This window comes from Microbacterium sp. str. 'China' (assembly GCF_002993305.1).
In the GTDB taxonomy this organism is placed as follows: domain Bacteria; phylum Actinomycetota; class Actinomycetes; order Actinomycetales; family Microbacteriaceae; genus Microbacterium; species Microbacterium paraoxydans.
The window spans coordinates 1,957,730-1,976,857 of the sequence record NZ_CP027434.1; the positions used below are offsets into that span (position 1 = coordinate 1,957,730).

The 19,128-nt window shown below is 69.8% G+C and carries 19 protein-coding genes; 11 read left to right on the forward strand and 8 right to left on the reverse strand.

Translation table 11 applies throughout. The features are described from left to right. Positions 1 to 154: 154 nt before the first annotated feature. Positions 155 to 928 carry a hypothetical protein gene (locus tag C6C15_RS09420; protein ID WP_025103622.1) on the reverse strand — a complete coding sequence of 258 codons (774 nt, stop codon included), beginning with the start codon at positions 926 to 928 and terminating at the stop codon, positions 155 to 157. Positions 929 to 1,104: 176 nt separating this feature from the next. Here C6C15_RS09420 and C6C15_RS09425 point away from each other — a divergent pair, with 176 nt between their 5' ends. From C6C15_RS09425 to C6C15_RS09435, 3 genes are read left to right on the forward strand one after another with little or no spacing between them, the layout of a single operon-like run. Continuing rightward, positions 1,105 to 3,108 (forward strand): DUF262 domain-containing protein, encoded by a 2,004-nt coding sequence (locus C6C15_RS09425; protein WP_105949926.1) that lies wholly within the window; start codon positions 1,105 to 1,107, stop codon positions 3,106 to 3,108. Then, a complete protein-coding gene (locus tag C6C15_RS09430; RefSeq protein ID WP_199787643.1) occupies positions 3,105 to 4,361 on the forward strand; it encodes an alpha/beta fold hydrolase in 1,257 nt (418 codons plus the stop codon). Before C6C15_RS09425 ends, C6C15_RS09430 begins: the two co-directional genes overlap by 4 nt. A 53-nt stretch (positions 4,362 to 4,414) precedes the next feature. Beyond that, on the forward strand, positions 4,415 to 4,699 hold the full coding sequence (locus C6C15_RS09435; protein ID WP_126893090.1) for a hypothetical protein: 285 nt from the start codon (positions 4,415 to 4,417) through the stop codon (positions 4,697 to 4,699). Between the two features lie 69 nt (positions 4,700 to 4,768). Here the strand turns inward: C6C15_RS09435 and C6C15_RS09440 are convergent, their stop codons facing one another. The 3 genes from C6C15_RS09440 to glgA form a co-directional block, all read right to left on the reverse strand. Continuing rightward, positions 4,769 to 5,026, reverse strand: coding sequence for a type B 50S ribosomal protein L31 (locus C6C15_RS09440; protein WP_025103626.1), 258 nt, complete (start codon positions 5,024 to 5,026; stop codon positions 4,769 to 4,771). A 167-nt stretch (positions 5,027 to 5,193) separates the two neighbouring features. Then, positions 5,194 to 5,979, reverse strand: coding sequence for an ABC transporter ATP-binding protein (locus C6C15_RS09445; protein ID WP_025103627.1), 786 nt, complete (start codon positions 5,977 to 5,979; stop codon positions 5,194 to 5,196). A 17-nt stretch (positions 5,980 to 5,996) separates the two neighbouring features. After that, a complete protein-coding gene (glgA, locus tag C6C15_RS09450; RefSeq protein ID WP_105949929.1) occupies positions 5,997 to 7,181 on the reverse strand; it encodes a glycogen synthase in 1,185 nt (394 codons plus the stop codon). Positions 7,182 to 7,250: 69 nt separating this feature from the next. Here glgA and C6C15_RS09455 point away from each other — a divergent pair, with 69 nt between their 5' ends. The 3 genes from C6C15_RS09455 (at position 7,251) to C6C15_RS17445 (ending at position 9,874) form a co-directional block, all read left to right on the forward strand. Continuing rightward, positions 7,251 to 8,492, forward strand: coding sequence for a glucose-1-phosphate adenylyltransferase (locus tag C6C15_RS09455; RefSeq protein ID WP_060921847.1), 1,242 nt, complete (start codon positions 7,251 to 7,253; stop codon positions 8,490 to 8,492). Positions 8,493 to 8,541: 49 nt separating this feature from the next. Next, positions 8,542 to 9,177 carry a phosphoserine phosphatase SerB gene (serB, locus tag C6C15_RS09460; RefSeq protein ID WP_105949930.1) on the forward strand — a complete coding sequence of 212 codons (636 nt, stop codon included), beginning with the start codon at positions 8,542 to 8,544 and terminating at the stop codon, positions 9,175 to 9,177. A 337-nt stretch (positions 9,178 to 9,514) separates the two neighbouring features. After that, complete coding sequence (locus C6C15_RS17445; protein ID WP_324970195.1) at positions 9,515 to 9,874, forward strand: alpha/beta fold hydrolase; 360 nt, start codon at positions 9,515 to 9,517, stop codon at positions 9,872 to 9,874. 15 nt (positions 9,875 to 9,889) lie between these two features. On the opposite strand, the gene C6C15_RS09470 is transcribed toward C6C15_RS17445, so the two are convergent. Beyond that, positions 9,890 to 10,600 carry a beta-ketoacyl-ACP reductase gene (locus C6C15_RS09470; RefSeq protein WP_060921849.1) on the reverse strand — a complete coding sequence of 237 codons (711 nt, stop codon included), beginning with the start codon at positions 10,598 to 10,600 and terminating at the stop codon, positions 9,890 to 9,892. Positions 10,601 to 10,740: 140 nt separating this feature from the next. Here C6C15_RS09470 and C6C15_RS17225 point away from each other — a divergent pair, with 140 nt between their 5' ends. The 4 genes from C6C15_RS17225 to C6C15_RS09490 are packed head-to-tail and all read left to right on the forward strand — an operon-like array spanning position 10,741 to position 12,623. After that, positions 10,741 to 11,226 carry a DUF4190 domain-containing protein gene (locus C6C15_RS17225; RefSeq protein ID WP_234024112.1) on the forward strand — a complete coding sequence of 162 codons (486 nt, stop codon included), beginning with the start codon at positions 10,741 to 10,743 and terminating at the stop codon, positions 11,224 to 11,226. 52 nt (positions 11,227 to 11,278) lie between these two features. Then, positions 11,279 to 11,623, forward strand: a complete 345-nt coding sequence (locus C6C15_RS09480; protein ID WP_082750016.1) for a DUF3099 domain-containing protein — start codon at positions 11,279 to 11,281, stop codon at positions 11,621 to 11,623. Continuing rightward, positions 11,620 to 11,817 carry a hypothetical protein gene (locus C6C15_RS09485; RefSeq protein ID WP_060921850.1) on the forward strand — a complete coding sequence of 66 codons (198 nt, stop codon included), beginning with the start codon at positions 11,620 to 11,622 and terminating at the stop codon, positions 11,815 to 11,817. The genes C6C15_RS09480 and C6C15_RS09485 overlap by 4 nt, the downstream gene beginning before the upstream one ends. Next, positions 11,814 to 12,623, forward strand: coding sequence for an SURF1 family cytochrome oxidase biogenesis protein (locus C6C15_RS09490; RefSeq protein WP_105949931.1), 810 nt, complete (start codon positions 11,814 to 11,816; stop codon positions 12,621 to 12,623). The genes C6C15_RS09485 and C6C15_RS09490 overlap by 4 nt, the downstream gene beginning before the upstream one ends. Before the next feature lie 15 nt (positions 12,624 to 12,638). Here C6C15_RS09490 and C6C15_RS09495 read toward each other — a convergent pair whose 3' ends face one another. The 3 genes from C6C15_RS09495 to C6C15_RS09505 all read right to left on the reverse strand — a co-directional run bounded on the left by C6C15_RS09495 (position 12,639) and on the right by C6C15_RS09505 (position 18,340). Beyond that, on the reverse strand, positions 12,639 to 15,791 hold the full coding sequence (locus C6C15_RS09495) for an InlB B-repeat-containing protein (RefSeq protein WP_105949932.1): 3,153 nt from the start codon (positions 15,789 to 15,791) through the stop codon (positions 12,639 to 12,641). 295 nt (positions 15,792 to 16,086) lie between these two features. Next, on the reverse strand, positions 16,087 to 16,719 hold the full coding sequence (locus tag C6C15_RS09500; protein WP_105949933.1) for a pyridoxine/pyridoxamine 5'-phosphate oxidase: 633 nt from the start codon (positions 16,717 to 16,719) through the stop codon (positions 16,087 to 16,089). Positions 16,720 to 16,741: 22 nt separating this feature from the next. Further along, positions 16,742 to 18,340 carry an ABC-F family ATP-binding cassette domain-containing protein gene (locus C6C15_RS09505; protein ID WP_060921888.1) on the reverse strand — a complete coding sequence of 533 codons (1,599 nt, stop codon included), beginning with the start codon at positions 18,338 to 18,340 and terminating at the stop codon, positions 16,742 to 16,744. Positions 18,341 to 18,506: 166 nt separating this feature from the next. Between C6C15_RS09505 and C6C15_RS09510 the strand changes: the two genes are divergently transcribed. Next, positions 18,507 to 19,124: a DedA family protein gene (locus C6C15_RS09510; RefSeq protein WP_105949934.1), complete on the forward strand. Its 618-nt coding sequence runs from the start codon at positions 18,507 to 18,509 to the stop codon at positions 19,122 to 19,124. The last annotated feature ends 4 nt before the right edge of the window (positions 19,125 to 19,128 follow it).

Sequence of the window (19,128 nt, forward strand, 5' to 3'; positions counted from 1 at the left end):
CCGAGTTCCCGCGAAATCACAAGCATGTGATTCGACGACGAAGGCCCCGGTCCGCGGACCGGGGCCTTCGGGCGCTTCGACGAGCTCAGCGACCCAGTACGGGGACGCTCAGCGACCCAGTACGGGGACGCTCAGCGACGCGGCATGGGGACGCTCAGGCCTCGCTCATGGCCTGCTTGACCTGCTGGCCCTTCGCCGCGTAGTAGGCCGCGCGAGCGGCGTCCTTGCGGGCCTGCTCGGCGTAGCCGAACTCGAGCACGTCCTGCGGGACCTCGACGTTCGGGACGTCGTCGGTGCCGTGGTACTTCTCGATGTAGGCGTCGAGCTCGGGACCGGAGGTCCACGAGGTGATGAGGCAGTAGCGCGGGTCGGTGCCGTTGTGGGTGGCCGCGTGCCACAGACGCTGGGTGTCGACGATGAGCTGCGCACCGGCCGGGAGGGCGATGCGGTACTCGATGCTGGGGTCCGTGCGGTTCTCACGCAGGACGAAGTAGCTGTCCTTGTCGTCCGTCAGGTTGAAGAACCCGCGCACGACCCAGCCGGTGCCGTCCGGGTTCAGGCGGTTGTTGTCGTCCTGGTGGAGGTTGTAGAGGCAGTCGCCGTACGGGGTCGGCTGCAGCTCGATGACGCGGCAGCGGCCGACGTTCGCGCCGGGCTCCTGCGCACGGCGCGTGAGGTTCGGGGCCTTGGCGGTCTGCTCGTCGATCCAGACGCCGTCCTTGTCGGTGCGCGGCGGCTTGTGGTTCCAGAAGCCGTTGCACTCGATGTCGCCGAAGGCGCTGGCGAGGGGCGCGAACCGGGTGTCGCCCGAGGACTTCCAGTCGACGTACTCGATGTCGAGCCACTCCTTGGGGTCGGCCTCCTGGTCGTAGCTGTCGAGGACGACGAAGCCCTTCTCCTCCAGCGCTGCGGACTTGATGTATCCCATGATCGAGTCATGTTCCTTTCATCGGGGGCCAGCACGTTTTAACAGGCCCTGATAAGGCAAGGCTAACAGCGGGACCTGGCCCTCCCCCGGAGGGTCGCCGTGGATAAGCGAATAGACTGGGCGGGGCACCCGGCGCGTCCGTGGCGCCTGTCGCTACGGGAGGACGAGACACCAGCATGAGCACCGCGACCAACGTCGAGGCGACGGCAGTCAACACGATCGAATGGCTCGCGGCGGGACGCACGACCATCGTCGTCCCGGTCTACCAGCGGCAGTACCGTTGGGACATCGGCGGCTGCGAGCGGCTCCTCTCCGACGTCAGGGCGGTGGCCGCGGAAGACGACGCGCATCGCCACTTCATCGGTTCGATCCTCTCCGCCGAGGACGGCTCCGGTCCGGACGCCGACCTCATCCTCATCGACGGGCAGCAGCGCCTCACCACGCTCATGCTCCTCGTCGCCGCGCTGCATCACTCGGTGCGCGACCGCGATCCGGAGCTCGCCGCCGACCTGGCCCGCGTGCTGGTCCGCCCCGACGATCCCGAGCGCACGAAGCTCCGTCCGCACGACGCCTGGGCCGATCTCTACGAGTCGGTCGTGCTCGATCGCCGCGACGACCTCGACCGGGAGTCGCGCTTCGACGACAACTACGCATTCTTCCGCAGCCAGATCCATGCCGACGAGGTGCCGTTCATCTGGCAGGGGCTGCAGCGACTGGAGCACGTCTCGATCACGCTCGGCGCCCAGGCCAACGCGCAGCAGATCTTCGAGAGCCTGAACTCCACCGGCGAGCCGCTGCGGGATCACGAGCTGATCCACAACTACATCCTCATGGGCCTGAACCATGCCGAGCAGCTGGACGTGGAAGCCCGGTTCTGGCTGCCGATCGAGCAGCACACGGGCGAGGCGATCGGCGCGTTCTGGCGCCACTATCTCGTACTCGTGACGGGGCGGGAGGTGGCGGCGAACGGAGAGCACGGCGTGTACAGCGCCTTCCGCCAGTCGTTCCCGCGCGTCGACGTCGCCCACCTCCAGGCCGACGCCGAGACGTGGCGGCACTATGCGGAGATCTACGGCATCCTCCTCGATCCGACGAAGGAGCAGGACCCGGAGATCGCGCGGCAGCTGGGGTACGTGAACACGTTCGGACGCTCCTCGTACCCGCTGATCATGAGCGCCTACAGCGATCACGCGCGCGGGCTGATCGACCGAGCTCAGCTCATCGAGACGCTCGAGTGGCTGCAGGCGATGTTCCTGCGCCGCGCGCTCGTGAATCTCCCTGCCGAGCGACTCATCGCCCGGCTCTGTCGTGCCCGTCGCGACGGACACGACGCCCTCGCCCGTGCCATCGCGCGGATCACCCCCTCCGACGAGCGGGTCAGCGCCGTGCTCAAATACAGCGAGCTGCCGTATCCGGCCTACGTGCTCGGCCGGCTCGAGGGCGTCGACGACGTGGACGGCTTCGACGTCGAGCACATCGTGCCCGCCGTGCCCGGCGACGCCTGGTCCGGCGACGGCGTGCGTCCCTGGAGCGAGTACTCCGAGGACGAGCAGAACAGCCACCGTGCCCTCGCACCCACCCTCGGCAACCTCACGCTCCTGGAGCAGGGGCTGACGGAGCGGGTGTTCGGCGCTTCCTTCCCCGCCAAACGCGATGAGGCCTACGCCCGCAGCGCGGTGCCGGCAACCCGCGCCCTCGCCGCACAGGAATCCTGGGGCACGGCGGCCATCACCGCACGCACGGTGGCGCTGACGGCCGACCTCGTCCGCGTGTGGGCACGACCCGCACTGCCCGAGATCGACGACGACGGCCTCACCCCGATCCTCGACGCCGTCCGCCGCCGCGGCTGGCCCGCGGGGTGGGAGCGCGAGTTCGACTACGTGGAATACCGCGGCGAGCGGTGGGAGGTGTACGACGTCAAGCACCTGTTCAATCGCGTGTTCCGTCGGGCTTGGACCGACACGACCGAGGCCGCTCTGGCCTACTGCGCGACCCACGGCGGACCGATCTACCGCGACAAGGCGTGGAAGGGGCAGTGGGACGACCTCGACGACACGCACTTCCTCTACATGGGTTGGGACTCGAACTACATGATGACGGCCGTCCAGGGAGTCCTCGACGAGTCCGGCATCGCCGCCGAGGTCTTCGTGAAGTACTCCTACATCGGGAATGTGATGTGACCATGACCACTGTCATCCGCCGCCGCCTGCTCGACCTTGTGCTCGAGGACCACACGCTCACGGTCCCCCTCGTGTGGGACGACCCGGCAGACACGCGCACGATCGACGTGTTCGCCCGCGTGGTGGCACGCGAGGGCGGCGAGGCCCTCCCCTATCTGGTCTTCCTGCAGGGCGGGCCGGGCCACGAGGCGCCGCGCCCCTTCCACGCCTCCACGGCACCGGCGTGGCTGGATCAGGCCCTCGCGCACTATCGGCTCGTACTCCTGGACCAGCGCGGCACCGGCCTCTCCTCCCCCGTCGGCGACGGCGACCTCGCGCAGGGCGCCGAAGCCGTCGCCGAGCACCTGACGCACCTGCGTGCGGATGCCATCGTGCGCGACTGCGAGGCACTGCGGGAGCATCTGGGGGCATCGACCTGGAGCGTCCTCGGTCAGTCGTTCGGCGGCTTCACGACGCTGGCCTACCTGTCCACCCACGCGGATTCCCTCGACGACGTCTTCATCACCGGCGGTCTCAGCACGGTCGAGCGCGATCCGGACGAGGTGTACGCGCTCTGCTTCGACAAGATGCGCACGGCCTCCGAGCGGTACTACCGGCGCTTCCCGGAGCACCGCGACGTCATGCGACGCCTGGTCGATCTCGCGGACGCCGGTGAGCTCGTCCTTCCCGACGGCGAGGTCGTGTCGCCTTCGCGCCTGCGCTCCGTCGGCTCCGCGCTCGGCACCGACGACGGCTGGCAGACGGTCTGGTCCTTGCTGGAGCGGGATCCCGCGTCCAACGCCTTCCGGCACGACCTCCAGCACGCCATGCCCTTCGGCGGCCGCAACCCGCTGTACTACGCGTTCCATGAGTCGAGCTATGCGAACGGGCACACCACGCGGTGGTCCGCCGAGCGCGTCGAGCCGACGGACTTCCGCGACGATCCGACCCTCTTCACGGGCGAGCACATCCGCCGCGAGTGGGCCGACACCGTCCCGGCGCTGCAGCCCTGGCGCGAGGTGACGTCCATCCTGGCGGAGCACCCCTGGCCGCGGATCTACGACACCGCCGCCCTCGCCGCCTCCGGGGCGACGGGCGCCGCCGCCGTGTACGTGAACGACGTGTATGTGCCCCTGGAGTTCTCGTTGGAGACCGCCCGCCTCCTCCCCGGTGTGACCCCGTGGGTGACGAGCGAGCATGAGCACAACGGCCTGCGGACGGGGCCCGTGCTGGAGCGGTTGATCGACCTCGCCCACGGACGCCGCCTCCGCTGACCTCCGCCGCGCGACGGATGTCACCGCCGCGCTCCGCGATCTATCCTGGGGCCATGGAGCATCTGCTCGGGTGGACCACGATCGTCCTTGTGCTCGGCACGGGGCCAGTGCTGTTCTTCGTGGGCATCCGGCATTCCCTCTCCCGTCGTCCCGTCGAGGAGAAGTACGAGCAGGCCGGGTCCGGAGGGCTGGTCGGCGTCTTCGACGCGGTGTGGTCCCCCACCGCGCACGAGGCGGGCCAGGAGCGAGACCGGCAGACCCGGCGCACGGCCCCGGCGCCGACCCCCGGAGATCCGCCGGGCCGCATCGAGCGCGGACGCATCGTCATCGACGTCTGAGCGACTCGCCCACCCCGCGCATGACGAAGGCCCCACACTCCGAGGAGTACGGGGCCTTCGTGGGCGGTCTTACTTGGAGGAGCCGCCGAAGCCCTTGAAGCGCTGGTTGAACTTCTCGACGCGGCCGGCCGAGTCCATGATGCGCTGCTTGCCCGTGTAGAAGGGGTGCGAGGCCGACGAGATCTCGACGTCGATCACCGGGTACTCCACGCCGTCCAGCTCGATCGTCTTGTCGCTCGTGACGGTGGAGCGGGTGAGGAAGGTCTCGCCCGAACCCAGGTCGCGGAACACGACAGCCTTGTACTCGGGGTGAATGTCAGTCTTCATGGGATTCCTTTGTTGCTGCCCTGGATTGTGCCAGGGACGAGGGAAGTCTGTGGTGCCGAACGCACCAAGGATCGATTCTACCAGTACTTCGACAAGCTCAGTAACCCATCGGAACCGAGCTCAGTAACCCAGCGGGGACCGAACTCAGTGACCCACGGGGACCGAGGTCAGGAGGCGGCGCGGGCGGAGTAGCGCCCGTCCTCGCTGCTGAGCGCGATCGGCATCCCGAAGGTCTCGCCCAGGGCATCCGCGGTGAGCGTCTCGGCGATCGGGCCCGCGGCGACCACGGCACCGTCGCGGATCAGCAGCACGTGCGTGAACCCGACGGGGATCTCCTCGACGTGATGCGTCACCATGAGCATCGCGGGCGTCGTCGGCGCCGACGCATAGCCGCCGAGCAGAGCCAGCAGCTCCTCGCGCGACCCGAGGTCGAGCGAGGCGGTCGGCTCGTCGAGCAGCAGGAGCTCCGGGTCCGTCATGACCGCCCTGGCGATCTGCACGCGCTTCTGCTCGCCGTCGCTCAGCGTGCCGAAGGTGCGGTCGGCGAGGTGCGCGAGACGCCAGTCGCCCAGCACGCGCAGCGCACGCCGCTCGTCGATGTCCTCGTAGCTCTCGTTCCAGCGCCCGAGCACGGAGTACGCCGCCGTCAGGACGGTGTTGAGCACCGTCTCGTCGCGCGGGATGCGCTTGGCCATGGCGGACGACGCGAACCCGATCCGCGGACGGATCTCGAAGACGTCGGCGCGTCCGAGTGTCTCGCCGAGGACGGTGACCGTGCCCGAGGTGGGGTGCATCAGCGTGTCGGCGAGCTGCAGCAGGGTCGTCTTCCCCGCACCGTTCGGCCCGAGGATCACCCATCGCTGATCGTCCGAGACCTGCCAGGTCACGTGATCGATGATGTTGCGCCCCTCTCGGCGCACGACGACGTCGGTGAACTCCAGAGCGATCGGCATACCGAAAGCCTATCGGCTCAGGCGGACAGCTCTGCGTAGAGCGCGCGCGTCTCGTCGGCGATCGCGCCCCAGCTGAACTTCGCGCGGGCCCTCTCCCGACCGGCCTCCCCGTACTCCCGCGCCCGCGCCGGATCCGTGGCGACCTCGGTGAGGACTGCCGCGAGATCGGCGATGAAGCGGTCGGGGTCGGTCGGTGTGCCCGTACCGTCCTGCACCTGCTCGATGGGGACCAGCCGGCCCGTCACGCCGTCGTCGACGACCTCGGGGATGCCGCCGGTCGCCGTTCCCACGACGGCCGCTCCGCAGGCCATGGCCTCGAGGTTCACGATCCCGAGCGGCTCGTAGACGGACGGGCAGACGAAGGTGCTCGCTGCGGCCAGGATCGCCGACAGCTCGTCCCGCGGCAGCATCCGCTCGATCCACACCACGCCCTCTCGGGTCTGCTGCAGCAGCCGCACCCCCTCCTGGACCTCCGCCATGATCTCCGGCGTGTCCGGAGCACCGGCGCAGAGGATGAGCTGGACCTCGGGCGGCAGCAGCCGTGCCGCCTGCAGGAGGTAGGGCAGACCCTTCTGCCGCGTGATGCGTCCGACGAAGACCACCGAGGGTCGGTCAGGATCCATGCCGATCGAGGAGAGGAAAGCTCGATCCTGGACCGGACGCCAGCGCTCCACATCGATCCCGTTGTGGATCACCCGGACCCGCGCGGGGTCGACCTGCGGATAGCTGCGGAGGATGTCCGCGCGCATGCCGGCACTCACCGCGATCACCGCGGCGGCGTTCTCGTAGGCGAGCTTCTCGATACCGCTCGACACGGCGTAGCCGCCCCCGAGTTGCTCGGCCTTCCACGGCCGCAGCGGCTCGAGGCTGTGCGCCGTGAGCACGTGCGGGATCCCATGGAGCTGGGAGGCGAGGTGTCCTGCGAAGTTCGCGTACCAGGTATGGCTGTGCACGACGTCGGCGCCCGCGATGGCCGACACGATCTCCAGGTCCGTTCCGAGCGTCTGCAGCGCCGGGTTGGCGGCGGAGAGGCTCTCGGGAGCGCGGTAGGCGAAGGTGCCCTCCTCGTCGCGCGGCGCGCCGAACGCACGCACCGTCACATCGATGTCCCGACGCAGTGCGGAGACGAGTTCGGCGACGTGCACACCCGCGCCTCCGTAGATCTCCGGCGGATACTCCTTGGTGATCATCTCGACTCGCATGCCTAGACGCTATCGAGCGGGTTGTCCAGATGCTAGTTCCCCGCGCCGGACGGGATCTATGGTGGACCCATGTCCGCTCCAAAGAAGGTCTTCGGGATCATCCTCGCTGGCGGCGAGGGCAAGCGACTCATGCCGCTGACGGCCGACCGCGCAAAACCCGCCGTCCCGTTCGGCGGCCAGTACCGCCTGATCGACTTCGCCATCTCGAACCTCATCAACTCCGGGCTGAGACAGATCGTCGTGCTCACGCAGTACAAGTCGCACAGCCTCGACCGGCACATCTCCCAGACCTGGCGCATGTCGGCCCTGCTCGATTCGTACGTGACCTCGGTCCCGGCCCAGCAGCGCCTGGGCAAGCGCTGGTTCTCCGGCTCCGCCGACGCGATCCTGCAGAGCATGAACCTGATCAACGACGAGAAGCCCGACATCGTCGTCGTGATCGGTGCCGACCACGTCTATCGGATGGACTTCCGGCAGATGCTCGAGGCGCACATCGAGTCCGGCGCGAAGGCGACGGTCGCCGGCATCCGTCAGCCGCTCGCTCTGGCGTCCCAGTTCGGGGTCATCGACGCCGACCCGGAATCCGGGCGGATCCGCCAGTTCCTGGAGAAGCCGACCGACGCCACGGGTCTCGCGGACTCCCCGCACGAGGTCCTGGCCTCGATGGGCAACTACATCTTCGACACCGACGCCCTGATCGCGGCCGTCGAGGCCGACGGGGAGCTGCCCACGTCGAGCCACGACATGGGCGGCGACATCGTCCCGTACTTCGTCGACCGCGGCGAGGCCGGCTACTACGACATGAAGCAGAACGAGGTCCCGGGGTCGTCGCCGCGCGACCGCTCCTACTGGCGCGACGTGGGGACGATCGACTCGTTCTTCGACGCGCACCGGGACCTGATCTCGACGCTCCCGATCTTCAACCTCTACAACATGGAGTGGCCGATCCACTCGCAGGCGGTCAACTCCCCGCCGGCGAAGTTCGTCCGCGACTCGGTGGGGCGGATCGGCAACGCCATCGACTCGATCGTCTCGCTGGGGTCGGTGCTCTCCGGCACGCACCTCGAACGCAGCGTCGTGGGGCCGTGGACCCTGGCCGGCGGCGGCTCGACCATCACGGACTCCGTGGTGTTCGATCACGTGCACGTCGGACAGGGTGCCCGCGTGCACCGCGCGATCCTCGACAAGAACGTGGTCCTCGCCGACGGCGCGACGGTCGGAGTCGACCGTGAACGCGATCTCGCCCGCGGGTTCACGGTCACGGAGTCGGGGATCACGGTCGTGGGCAAGGGCGTGTTCATCGAACGCTGACGCGTCATGCGGCACGGGCTCCGGTCCCCCGGGTCGCTAGGCTCGGGGGGTGACCACCGCGCGATTCCTCGTCGTCCTCGATGCCGATTCCACGCTCATCCGGAACGAGGTGATCGAGCTCCTCGCAGAGGAGGCCGGGCGTCGGGCCGAGGTGCAGGCGGCCACCGAAGCCGCGATGCGCGGGGAGATCGACTTCGCGACGAGCCTCCGCTCCCGGGTCGCTGCTCTCGCGGGCGTTCCCGTCGAGGCGTTCGCCCGCGTTCGCGCCCGCGTGGAGCCGACCCCGGGCGTCCGCGACCTCACCGCCGCCGTGCACGCACGGGGCGGAGTCGTCGGCGTGGTCTCGGGCGGGTTCCACGAGATCCTCGACGAGGTCGCACCGGGACTCGGCGTGGACCGCTGGCGCGCGAACCGCCTCGAGGTCGCCGACGGCGCGCTCACGGGCCGGGTGGACGGTGACATCGTGGACGGCACGGCCAAGGCCTTCTGGCTGCGCACCTGGGCCGAGGAGCTCCGCGTGGCGCCGCATGCGACCATCGCGATCGGCGACGGCGCCAACGACCTCCCGATGATGGCGGTCGCCGGCCTGGGCCTCGCCTTCAACGCCAAGCCCGCCGTCCGCGAGTCCGCGAGCCTTGTCATCGGCCCGATCGACCTCGGGACGGTCATCCCTCTGCTCCCCTGACCCTGGCCGATGTCCGGGGCCGGGTCTACGGTCGGATCATGGACATCATCCTCATCCCCGGCCTCTGGCTCGACGCCTCCAGCTGGGACGACGTCGTGCCCGCCCTCGAGCGCGCCGGCCACCGCCCTCGCCCGCTGACCCATCGGTATCGAGGACTGGGTCGCCGCCGCGGTAGCCGCCGTCGATGCCGCGGAGGGCGATGTGGTGGTCGTCGGGCACAGTGGCGGAGGCAATGTCGCCTGGGGAGTCGCCGACGCACGACCTGACCGCGTGGCCAGGGTCGTCTTCGTCGACACCGTGCCCCCCACCCCCGGGCTCGGGCATCAGCGAGTTCCCGGTGCAGGACGGCGTCGTCCCGTTCCCGGGCTGGGGCTTCTTCCCCGACGAGGACGTGCACGATCTGGACGACGAGACCCGCGCGAGGACGGCCCCGCTCACCCACAGCGTGCCCGCGCGCGTGCCGACGGACGAGCTCGCTCTGAGCGACCCGGCGCGGTACCGCATCCCGGTCACCCTGCTGATGGGAGGGCTGGATCAGGACGCCTTCGATGCCGTGATCAGCCAGTGGGGTCCGTACGCGGAAGAGTACGGGGCGATCGACGACGCCGAGGTCGTCCGGATCGGCTCCGCGCACTGGCCCCAGTTCTCGGCGCCCGAGCGTTTCGCCGAGCTCCTCGTGCGCGCGATCGATCGTTGACGGGAAGAGCCGGGCTCAGTGCCCCATGCCGAGACCGCCGTCGACCGGGATGACGGCGCCCGAGATGTAGCCGGCGTCGTCGCTCGCCAGCCAGGTCACGACGCCTGCGACCTCATCCGGCGTCGCGAAACGTCCGGCGGGGATGTTCGCCTTGTACTGCTTCTGCGTCTCCTCGGGGAGTTCCGCGGTCATGTCGGTCTCGATGAAGCCGGGTGCCACCACGTTGGCGGTGATGCCGCGTCCGCCGAGCTCGCGCGTGAGCGAGCGGGCGAAACCGACCAGCGCGCTCTTCGAGGCGGCGTAGTTCGTCTGCCCCGCGGAGCCGTAGAGGCCCACGACGCTGGAGATGAGGATGACCCGTCCGAACCGCGCTCGCAGCATCCCCTTCGAGGCCCGCTTGACGACGCGGAACGTGCCGCCGAGGTTCGTCGCCACGACGCTGTCGAAGTCGTCCTCGCTCATGCGCATGAGCAGGGTGTCCTTGGTGATGCCCGCGTTGGCGACGACGATCTCCACCGGGCCGAGCTGCTGCTCCACCTCGGTGAAGGCCGCGTCGAGAGCGGCGGCGTCCGTGACGTCGGCGCGCACCGTCAGGGTGCCCTCCGGACCCTCGCCACTGCGAGCGGTCACCGCCACCCGGTAGCCCTCCCGCACGAAGCGCTCGGCGATGGCGCGGCCGATGCCGCGGTTGCCTCCGGTGACGAGGACGACGCGCTCCGCGCTCATGGGACACTCCTGGGTCTGGGGTCGAGGGCCGGGAATCCGAACCGTGATCGATCCTAGCGACGTTGCTCTCTCGCCTTCACGACGGCCGTTTGACAGACGAGGGGCGGGCTGGGACTCTGAGGGCGACGAAAGGCATCAGAGTGAGCGATCCCCGTATCTCCGGTCCGTCGGGTGAGCAGCCCCCGGCCCTCCCATCGGCCCCCGGCTCCTCGCCTGCGTACCCGGGATTCCCGCAGACTCCCCCGGCGCATGCCGCGCCGCAGCAGTACTCGCCCCCTCAGCAGTATTCGGCCCCTCAGCAGTACGCGGCCCCGCAGCCGTATGGGGCTGCGCCTGCCCGCCCGACCAGCGGCCTCGCGATCACCTCCCTCGTCTGCGGCATCGCCGGTGTCGTGCTGTTCTGGGCAATCGTGCCGATGCTCGCCTCGATCGCGGCCGTGATCACCGGTCACATGGCGCTCGGGCAGATCCGTCGCACCCCCGGTCTCGGAGGCCGCGGCATGGCGATCGCCGGGCTCATCCTCGGCTACGTCATGATCGGCGTGCTGGTCTTCACCATCGTGTCGACGATCATCGGCCTCGTCGTCTTCGGCGCCTTCACCCTGCCGTTCGTCTTCGCGAGCTGACGCCTCGCCCGGGCATGCCGATGTCGCCACGGCGGCGTAGGCTGGAACCATCGTGAAGAGCGCACGTCGAGTCCCGGCCGTCACCTCACTGCCGCAGTCCCCGCGGGATGAGGGTGACCACCGTGTGCGCCGGTACGCCCTCACGATGACGATCCGCATCGTCTGCTTCGGGCTGATGTTCTTCGTGCAGCCCTTCGGCTGGTGGACATGGGTCTTCGCGCTGGCCGCCGCTGTCCTCCCGTACATCGCGGTCGTCTTCGCCAACGCGGGCAGCGACAGCACGGAGACCGCCGCCGAGTCGCCGCTGCGCGAGATCGACGCGCCGCCCGCACCGTCGCTCGCTCCGGAGACCGCCCCCGACGTCATCACCATCCGCGAAGGCCGCACGGACCGATGAGCGAGCTCATCTGCTCGCGCGCCGGATGCCGGAGCGCGGCCACGAAGCAGGTCGTCTGGCGCAACCCGCGCATCCACGCCGCCGACCGCGAGAAGATCTGGCTGGCGTGCGATGAGCACGTCGGCTTCCTCCACGACTACCTGGCCGCGCGGGACTTCCCGGTGACGGTTCGAGACGGGGTGCCCTCCTCATGAGCAACCGCCTGACCCGCTGGGGCGTGTACGTCCTCATCGCCATCGGCTTCGCGATCGCCTGCGTCTTCCTGTCGAACTGGCAGTTCGAGCGGAACGAGTCCAGGGCCGAGCAGATCGCGCTCGTGGAGCAGAACTACGACGCACCGGCCGTCCCCCTCGCCGACGTGGTCGCCGACGACGAGCTCGACCCCGCAGACGAATGGCGCCCCGTCACGCTGCAGGGCGAGTACCTCGCCGACGAGCAGCTTCTGGTCCGCAACCGTCCCCACGGCGGAACGAGCGCGTTCGAGGTGCTGGTCCCTTTCCGTGACGCGGACGGCCGTGTGCTCATCGTCGACCGCGGCTGGGTGCCCCCGGGCGAGGGGCAGCTCCCGGACGCCGTTCCGTCGCCGCCGTCCGGCGAGGTCACGGTGACCGTCCGCCTGCGTCCCGGCGAGCCGCTTCCCGGGTCCGGACGCGGGGCTCCGGAGGGCCAGGTGCCCACGATCCACCTCCCGTCCATCGCCGACCTCGTCGGGGACGACGTGATCACCGGAACCTACGGACGCCTGGTCGAGGAGCAGCCCGCCGCCGACACGGCACTGGGTGGCTTCGAGTCCCCCACCGACGACCCGGGTCCGCACCTGTCCTATGCGATCCAGTGGATCCTGTTCGCCATCATGGGCTTCATCTTCATCGGATACATCATCCGCACGGAGATCGTGAAGCACCGCGAAGAGGTCGAGGGGAAGCCGGCACCGGTGAAGGCGCCGAAACGCCGCGACCGCGACGCGGACGCCGAGGACGAACTGCTCGACGCCCGCTGAGCGGGCCGGGGATCGTCAGCCCGGACCCCGCCGGCGCCGCGCCGTCATCGCCACGATCCCCGTGGCGAACAGGAGGGCCCCGAGGAGCAACGTGCCCCACGGGTCCCCACCGGTGCGGGGAAGACGACCACCGCCAGGGTCCGTTCCGGAGCCGTTCGACGGCGGAGTGGGCGTCGGCGGCACGGGGGCGTCCTCCCAGACGGCGTAGAGGACGAGGTCGGCGGTGAGCGTCGAGATGCTGAGCCGGTCGAACGCGGGATCGGCGACCGTCGCGTCCGCGGACGCCGACCACCCGAGGAACGTGGTCCCGGGACCTCGGAAGAGCAGGTCGAATGCTCCGGGATACGTGATGGACGCCTCCGGAGGCCCATCCCAGGTGACGGTGCCGTCGGCACCGCCGTTCTCCCGGAAGGTCACGGCGAACGAGGGAGACGGATCGGAGTACACGGCGGTGAGCGTGATGTCTCGTCCTGCGAAGCGCAACGTGTGTCCCGCCTGGAAGAGTCCGTCAGCCGCCACGGGGCTCGTGATGATGCGCGCCGCCGCGATCGTCGCGATGCGCCAGCCGACGAAGACCTCGTCACCCCGGGTCAGTCCCGCTCCGTCCACGACGATCGCGCTCGATCCGGCGTCGTAGCCGAGCGGATCCGTCGGCACGGTGCCGCCGGTGTTGCCGTCCCCGTCGTAGTGGAGGGTGAAGGGAGCGGCCTCCGGCTGCTGCCACCGGGCGTAGAGCTCGAGGTCGGCGCCGACCGGCGTGTCGAAGTCATACGGCACGAAGAAGCCGGCTGTCGTCCGCTGGTACCAGCCGAGGAACGTCTGGCCGTCCGGTTGCGGGGGCAACGGATCCGGAGTGGTCGCCATCCCCTGGTCCTCGACCGTCTGCGTCAGCTCGTCGATGGGCTCCGGGCTGGAGGGATGGTCGTAGAACCGGACCGTGTGCGGATCCGTCAACCACCGCGCGTAGAGCACCAGGTTGCTGGCCGGCATCGTCGCTCCGTCGAACGTGAACGGCACGTTGAACTGGGAGTCGGTGTACCAGCCGAGGAAGACATCGCGACCCCGGGTGGGGTCGGCAGGCGCCGACGCCTCGAGCGAGGTCTCGAAGGGGATGCCCGTGACGGCGGGGATCGCTGTGCCGCCACCCGTCACGAAGCTGAGCGCATACGTGTTGCGGCTGTAGAACTGGTACCGGTATCTGTCGTTGACGTTCCCGCTGTTGTTGAGCTGATAGAGCCGTCCGGACGGCTGGTCGAGCTGGAAGTAGTTGCCCTGGGCGTTCGTTCCGGTGCCGTACCCGACGTACGACGTGAAGCCGTCGATGACGCTCGCCACCTGCCGATCGCCGGTCGACGCCCAGTACCAGGCGCTCCGGTACTGCTGGAAGACCTGGTGACCGGCGGGGACGGCGGCGCGCACGGCGGTCTTGTTGTTGGCGTAGAGCGTCTCCACCCGCAGCGGGTCGTTCGGGGTGCCGTCCGGCCCGAGGACGACGTCCGGCGCCGACTGGCCCTGGTCGAGAGCCTCGGCGTACTCGAACCGCTGGGTGAGGTTCTGCGTGGACGCGGCCGCCATCTTGCCGGTCATGGTCGTGGTGCGTCCGGCGAGATCGACGGACCCGACATCCGCACCCGCACCGGTGTAGACCGCGGTGAAGATCAGCGGCGTGAACTGCTGGGGTCCCCAACCGCGGAGGACGCAGCTCTGATTCTCCGTCCCGGCGTCGTAGACGGTGATCATCCCGGACCCGTCGGTCTGCGACAACGGCACCGGTGCCACGCCCGCGGCCTGCATGTCGAAACCGATCTTCTCGCGCACCGAGAACGTGCCGAGCAGCTGCGCGCCACCGGACACGGTTGAGGCGAAGTAGGTGGTGCCGCCGACATCCATGGTGATGTCGTAGGTGCCCGCGGCGGCGCACGCGGCGGGCACATTGGCCGAGCTCCCCGGGGCGATGAGCCGGAAGTCCGTGCGCCACAGCGCCCGCGTCAGATAGACGTTCACCACCGTCGACCCGTCGCCCTGCACCGTGACGTCCTGTTGACTCACCGCCAGGTCGGCGAAGGTGAGCGGATCGGACTGCACGACGGCGGGGTCGAGCTGCGCGCGCACGAGCTCCTTGATGAGCGTCGGGAGGTCGTCCTTCGCGGTCGGGCCCCCGACGGTGGAACCCGCGGTCGCCGAGGAGGCGATGTCATCGAGGAAGAGGAAGTTCGCCGGATCCGCCAACTGGGCGTCGCTGAGCCTCCCGTCGTCGTCGGTCCACGCCGGGGGTGCGGCGCCCGCCGCGGTGAACACCGGGGACGGGTAGGACTCGGGAACGACGTTCGGCTTCTCCAGCCAATAGCTCACGTGGTACTCGACGTCCTGCCCCTGCCACCCCGCGTAGAGCGTGGTGGTGTCCGTCAGCGGGAGGTCGACGGGCTGCGATCGCGCGGCATCCGCCCACCACTGCGTGAACGTGTAGCCCGTGCGGGTCGGGGGTGGGACAGCCGCGAGATCCGCCGCGGTGAAGGCCGTGTCGGGCTCGACGACGAACTCCGGGGTCACCGCGGTACCGTCCGTCACGAAGGACACCGCGAAACCGGAGACGAGGATCGGCACCAGCCGGAAGTTCTCGGTGACCGGGGTCGCGAAGTCGTACGGGCTCCGGGTCGGGTCGTCCTCGCGGTACCACTCCCCCGTGAAGACCTTTCCGTCCGGCACCTCGGCGACATCGGGAGCGATCTCGCCCAAGGGCTCGCCGTCCCGCACTTCATCGGCGTCGATGATGCGTTCCGCGTCCTCTCCCGCAGGACCGGCGAGGAACTGCACGACCCGCGTGTCCGCGAAGGTGGCTCGGACGACGAGGTCCGTCGTGATGACCGTGCTCTCGAACCGGAAGGGCTCCTCGGCACCGGCGGGTCCCGTGACCCAGCCGTCGAACGGTCCCTCCGCGGACGTCGGTGCCGGCTGCCGCGGCGCCAGCCCTCCGTCGGCGACGGCGACCTGTGCGACGGTGCTGCCGAGGGACTCGAACGTGACGGTGTGATACCCCCAGATGCCCGGCGTCGTCGGTCCGCCGACGGGGGCGGCCGCGAGAGCCGGAGCCGCGGTGGCCACCGCTCCGGCGACTCCGAGGACCAGCGCAAGCGCGGCGACGAGAGTCCGACGTCGTGCCCTGCGCATGTGGTCGTCCCCCTCCGGCGAGCAGATCGCTACAGTGTGCCACCCCGCCACTCTCCGTTCCACCCCCTCTCACCCCGGGTCTCACCCTCCCCTCCCTCCCCTCCGCCCGCCCTGCCGAGCTCAAAAAGTCCCCTCACCTCGAGCTCCCGTGACCGTTTTCCATCCCGCATCCGCGTGCGCCGCGGTTGCGGGATCAGAAACGGGCGTGCGGCAGCGCCGGGACGCCCCTTTTTGATCCCGCGCGGGACGACCGTGCGGGATCGGAAACGGGCCGCCCGCGTGGGGAAAGGGGGCGTTAACGCACCAGGGAGCCGGGGACGGCGGCGGAGGAAGGGGCGGAGGGGGAATCGGGGACGGGGGCGGCGAGCTGCCAGCGGCCGTCGACACGACGGTAGACGATCCGGGTGTGGTTCCGGTCGGACGCCCCCTGCCAGAACTCGACCCGCGTCGGAACCACCCGCCACAGCACCCAGTCCCCCGGTCGCAGACCCCCGCGTGCGCTCGCGGAGCGGGCCGCGAGGTCGGCGTCGCTCTCGGTCGCCGACGCCTCCTCCACGGTTCCTCGGACTCGGACCGCGCGCCGCTGCGGCTGCCACCAGTGGTTCAGCGCCGCCACCGGACGCGCACCGAGCTGCGCGGCCTTCCGGGAGGACCGGGCCCCGGCGAACGCCCAGCCGCGCGCGTCGACGTCTTTGAGGATCAGCGTGCGCGCGTCAGGGATGCCGTCGGCGTCCACGGTCGCCAGCGTCGCCGCGTGCGGTTCGGGGACGCCGGCCGCCGCCGCCGCGCGGAGCCACTCCCGGAAGAGCAGCACCGGATCGTCCGGAAGGTCGTCGAGGTGCAACGGCGGAGCCGTCCCGGTGAGGGTGGGCTGCACGCGCAACCACGTCGCGAGTTCCGAGGGAGGAAGGATCGGGTGCGCCGCCATCCTCCGACTATGCCACGACCCGCTACGCGAGCTCGATGAGGTCCTGGTACTCCTGGCTCCAGATGTCCTCGACGCCGTCGGGCAGGATGAGGACCCGCTCGGGGTTCAGCGACTGCACTGCGCCGGGGTCGTGCGACACGAGCACCACCGCACCCTCGTAGTGGGCCAGCGCCCCGAGGATCTCCTCGCGCGAGGCCGGATCGAGGTTGTTCGTGGGCTCATCGAGCAGGAGGAGGTTCGCGGACGACACGACGAGCGTCGCCAGCGACAGCCGGGTCTTCTCGCCACCGGACAGCACACCCGCCGGCTTGAGGACGTCGTCGCCGGTGAACAGGAAGGAGCCGAGGACCTTGCGGGCCTCCGTCTCCGTGATGTGCGGAGCGGCCGACACCATGTTCTCCAGGACCGAGCGGCTGACGTCGAGGTTCTCGTGCTCCTGCGCGTAGTACCCGACCTTGAGGCCGTGTCCGGGCTCGAGCTGGCCGGTGTCCGGCTGGTCGACCCCCGCGAGCATGCGCAGCAGCGTCGTCTTGCCCGCACCGTTGAGACCGAGCACGACGACCTTGGAACCGCGGTCGATCGCGAGGTCGACGTCGGTGAAGATCTCCAGCGAGCCGTACGACTTCGACAGCCCGGAGGCCATGAGCGGGGTCTTGCCGCAGGGGGCGGGTTTCGGGAACCGCAGCTTCGCGACGCGGTCCTCCTGACGCACGTCCTCCAGCCCGGAGAGGAGCTTCTCGGCACGCGCGAGCATCTGGTGCGCTGCTGCCGCCTTCGACGCCTTCGCCCCGAAGCGCGCCGCCTGCTGCTGCAGCGTCGTCGCCTTCTTCTCGGCGTTGGCCCGCTCCTTCTTGCGACGCTCCTCGTCCGCAGCGCGCTGCCGCAGATAGTTCTTCCAGTTCATGTTGTAGATGTCGATGACCTGGCGGTTGGCGTCGAGGTAGAACACCCGGTTGACGGTCTCGCCCACGAGCTCGACATCGTGGCTGATGACGATCAGCCCGCCCTTGTAGTTCTTGAGGAACTCGCGCAGCCACACCACGCTGTCCGCGTCGAGGTGGTTGGTGGGCTCGTCGAGGATCATCGTCTGCGCGTCGGAGAAGAGGATGCGGGCGAGCTCGATGCGCCGGCGCTGGCCTCCGGAGAGGGTCGACAGCGGCTGGTCGAGGATGCGGTCCGGCAGCGAGAGGTTGTGCGCGATCGAGGCCGCCTCCGCCTCGGCCGCGTAGCCGCCCTGCGCCTCGAACTTCTCGGTGAGCGCGGCGTAGCGCTTCATCGCCTTGGCAGCGACCGCGGGGTCGTCGGACCCCATCGCGAGCGAGGCCTCCGTCATGCCGAGGTTGAGCTGGCCGAGGCCGCGGGCGTCGAGGATCCGGGTACGGGCGAGGTCTTCCGGATTGCCCGAACGGGGATCCTGCGGCAGGTAGCCGAGCTCGCCGGAACGGGTGACGGTGCCACCCGAGGGCAGCACGTCGCCGGCGAGCACCTTGGTGAGCGTCGTCTTGCCCGCACCGTTGCGTCCGACGAGGCCGATCTTGTCGCCATCGGACACACGGAACGAGACGTTCTCCATCAGCAGGCGCGCGCCAACGCGGATCTCGAGGTCGTGCACGGCAAGCACAGCGGACGTCCGTTCGTTCGGGAGGAGGTGATGGCCGAGCGGCCAGCCAACCAGTATATGCCGCCCTGCCTGTGGCGACGCCCGGCACGGATATCCCTCTCCAGGGTGACCGAGGCGATACCCCGGAGTGATGCTCCTCTCCCCACCCCCTGCTTACGGTGCCGGAGTGGACATCCTCAACGACCTCATCCTGCAGGCGATCGCCTCCCCCTGGCTGTACGCCGTGCTGTTCGCGGTGACCGTGATCGACGGGTTCTTCCCGCCGGTCCCGAGCGAGACGGTCCTCGTCGCCGCGGCGGCCGTCGCCGCGTCCACCGGCGACGGCGACATCGTGCTGCTGGGTGCCGTCGCCGCCCTGGGCGCCGCGATCGGCGACAACATCGCGTTCCTCATCGGGCGCCGACTGGGCACGACGCGGTTCGCCTGGATGCGGCGCCCCCGCGTCGCCGCCGCCTTCGCCTACGCGCAGCGTGCGCTGGACCGTCGCAGCGCCACGCTGATCCTGGGCGCCCGCTACATCCCGATCGGACGCGTCGCGGTGAACATGTCCGCCGGAGCGCTCGGATTCCCGTGGCGACGGTTCCTCCCGCTGAGCCTCATCGCCGGTGTGAGCTGGAGCGTGTTCAGTCTCGCGATCGGGCTGCTCGCGGGCGCGTGGCTGCACGACCAGCCCCTCCTCAGCGCCGCCATCGGCGTCGTCATCGCCCTGATGGTCGGCGTCGTCATCGACCGGATCGCGGCGCTCCGCCGACGCCGTACGCCGGTCGCGCACCTGGCAGGATGAGACG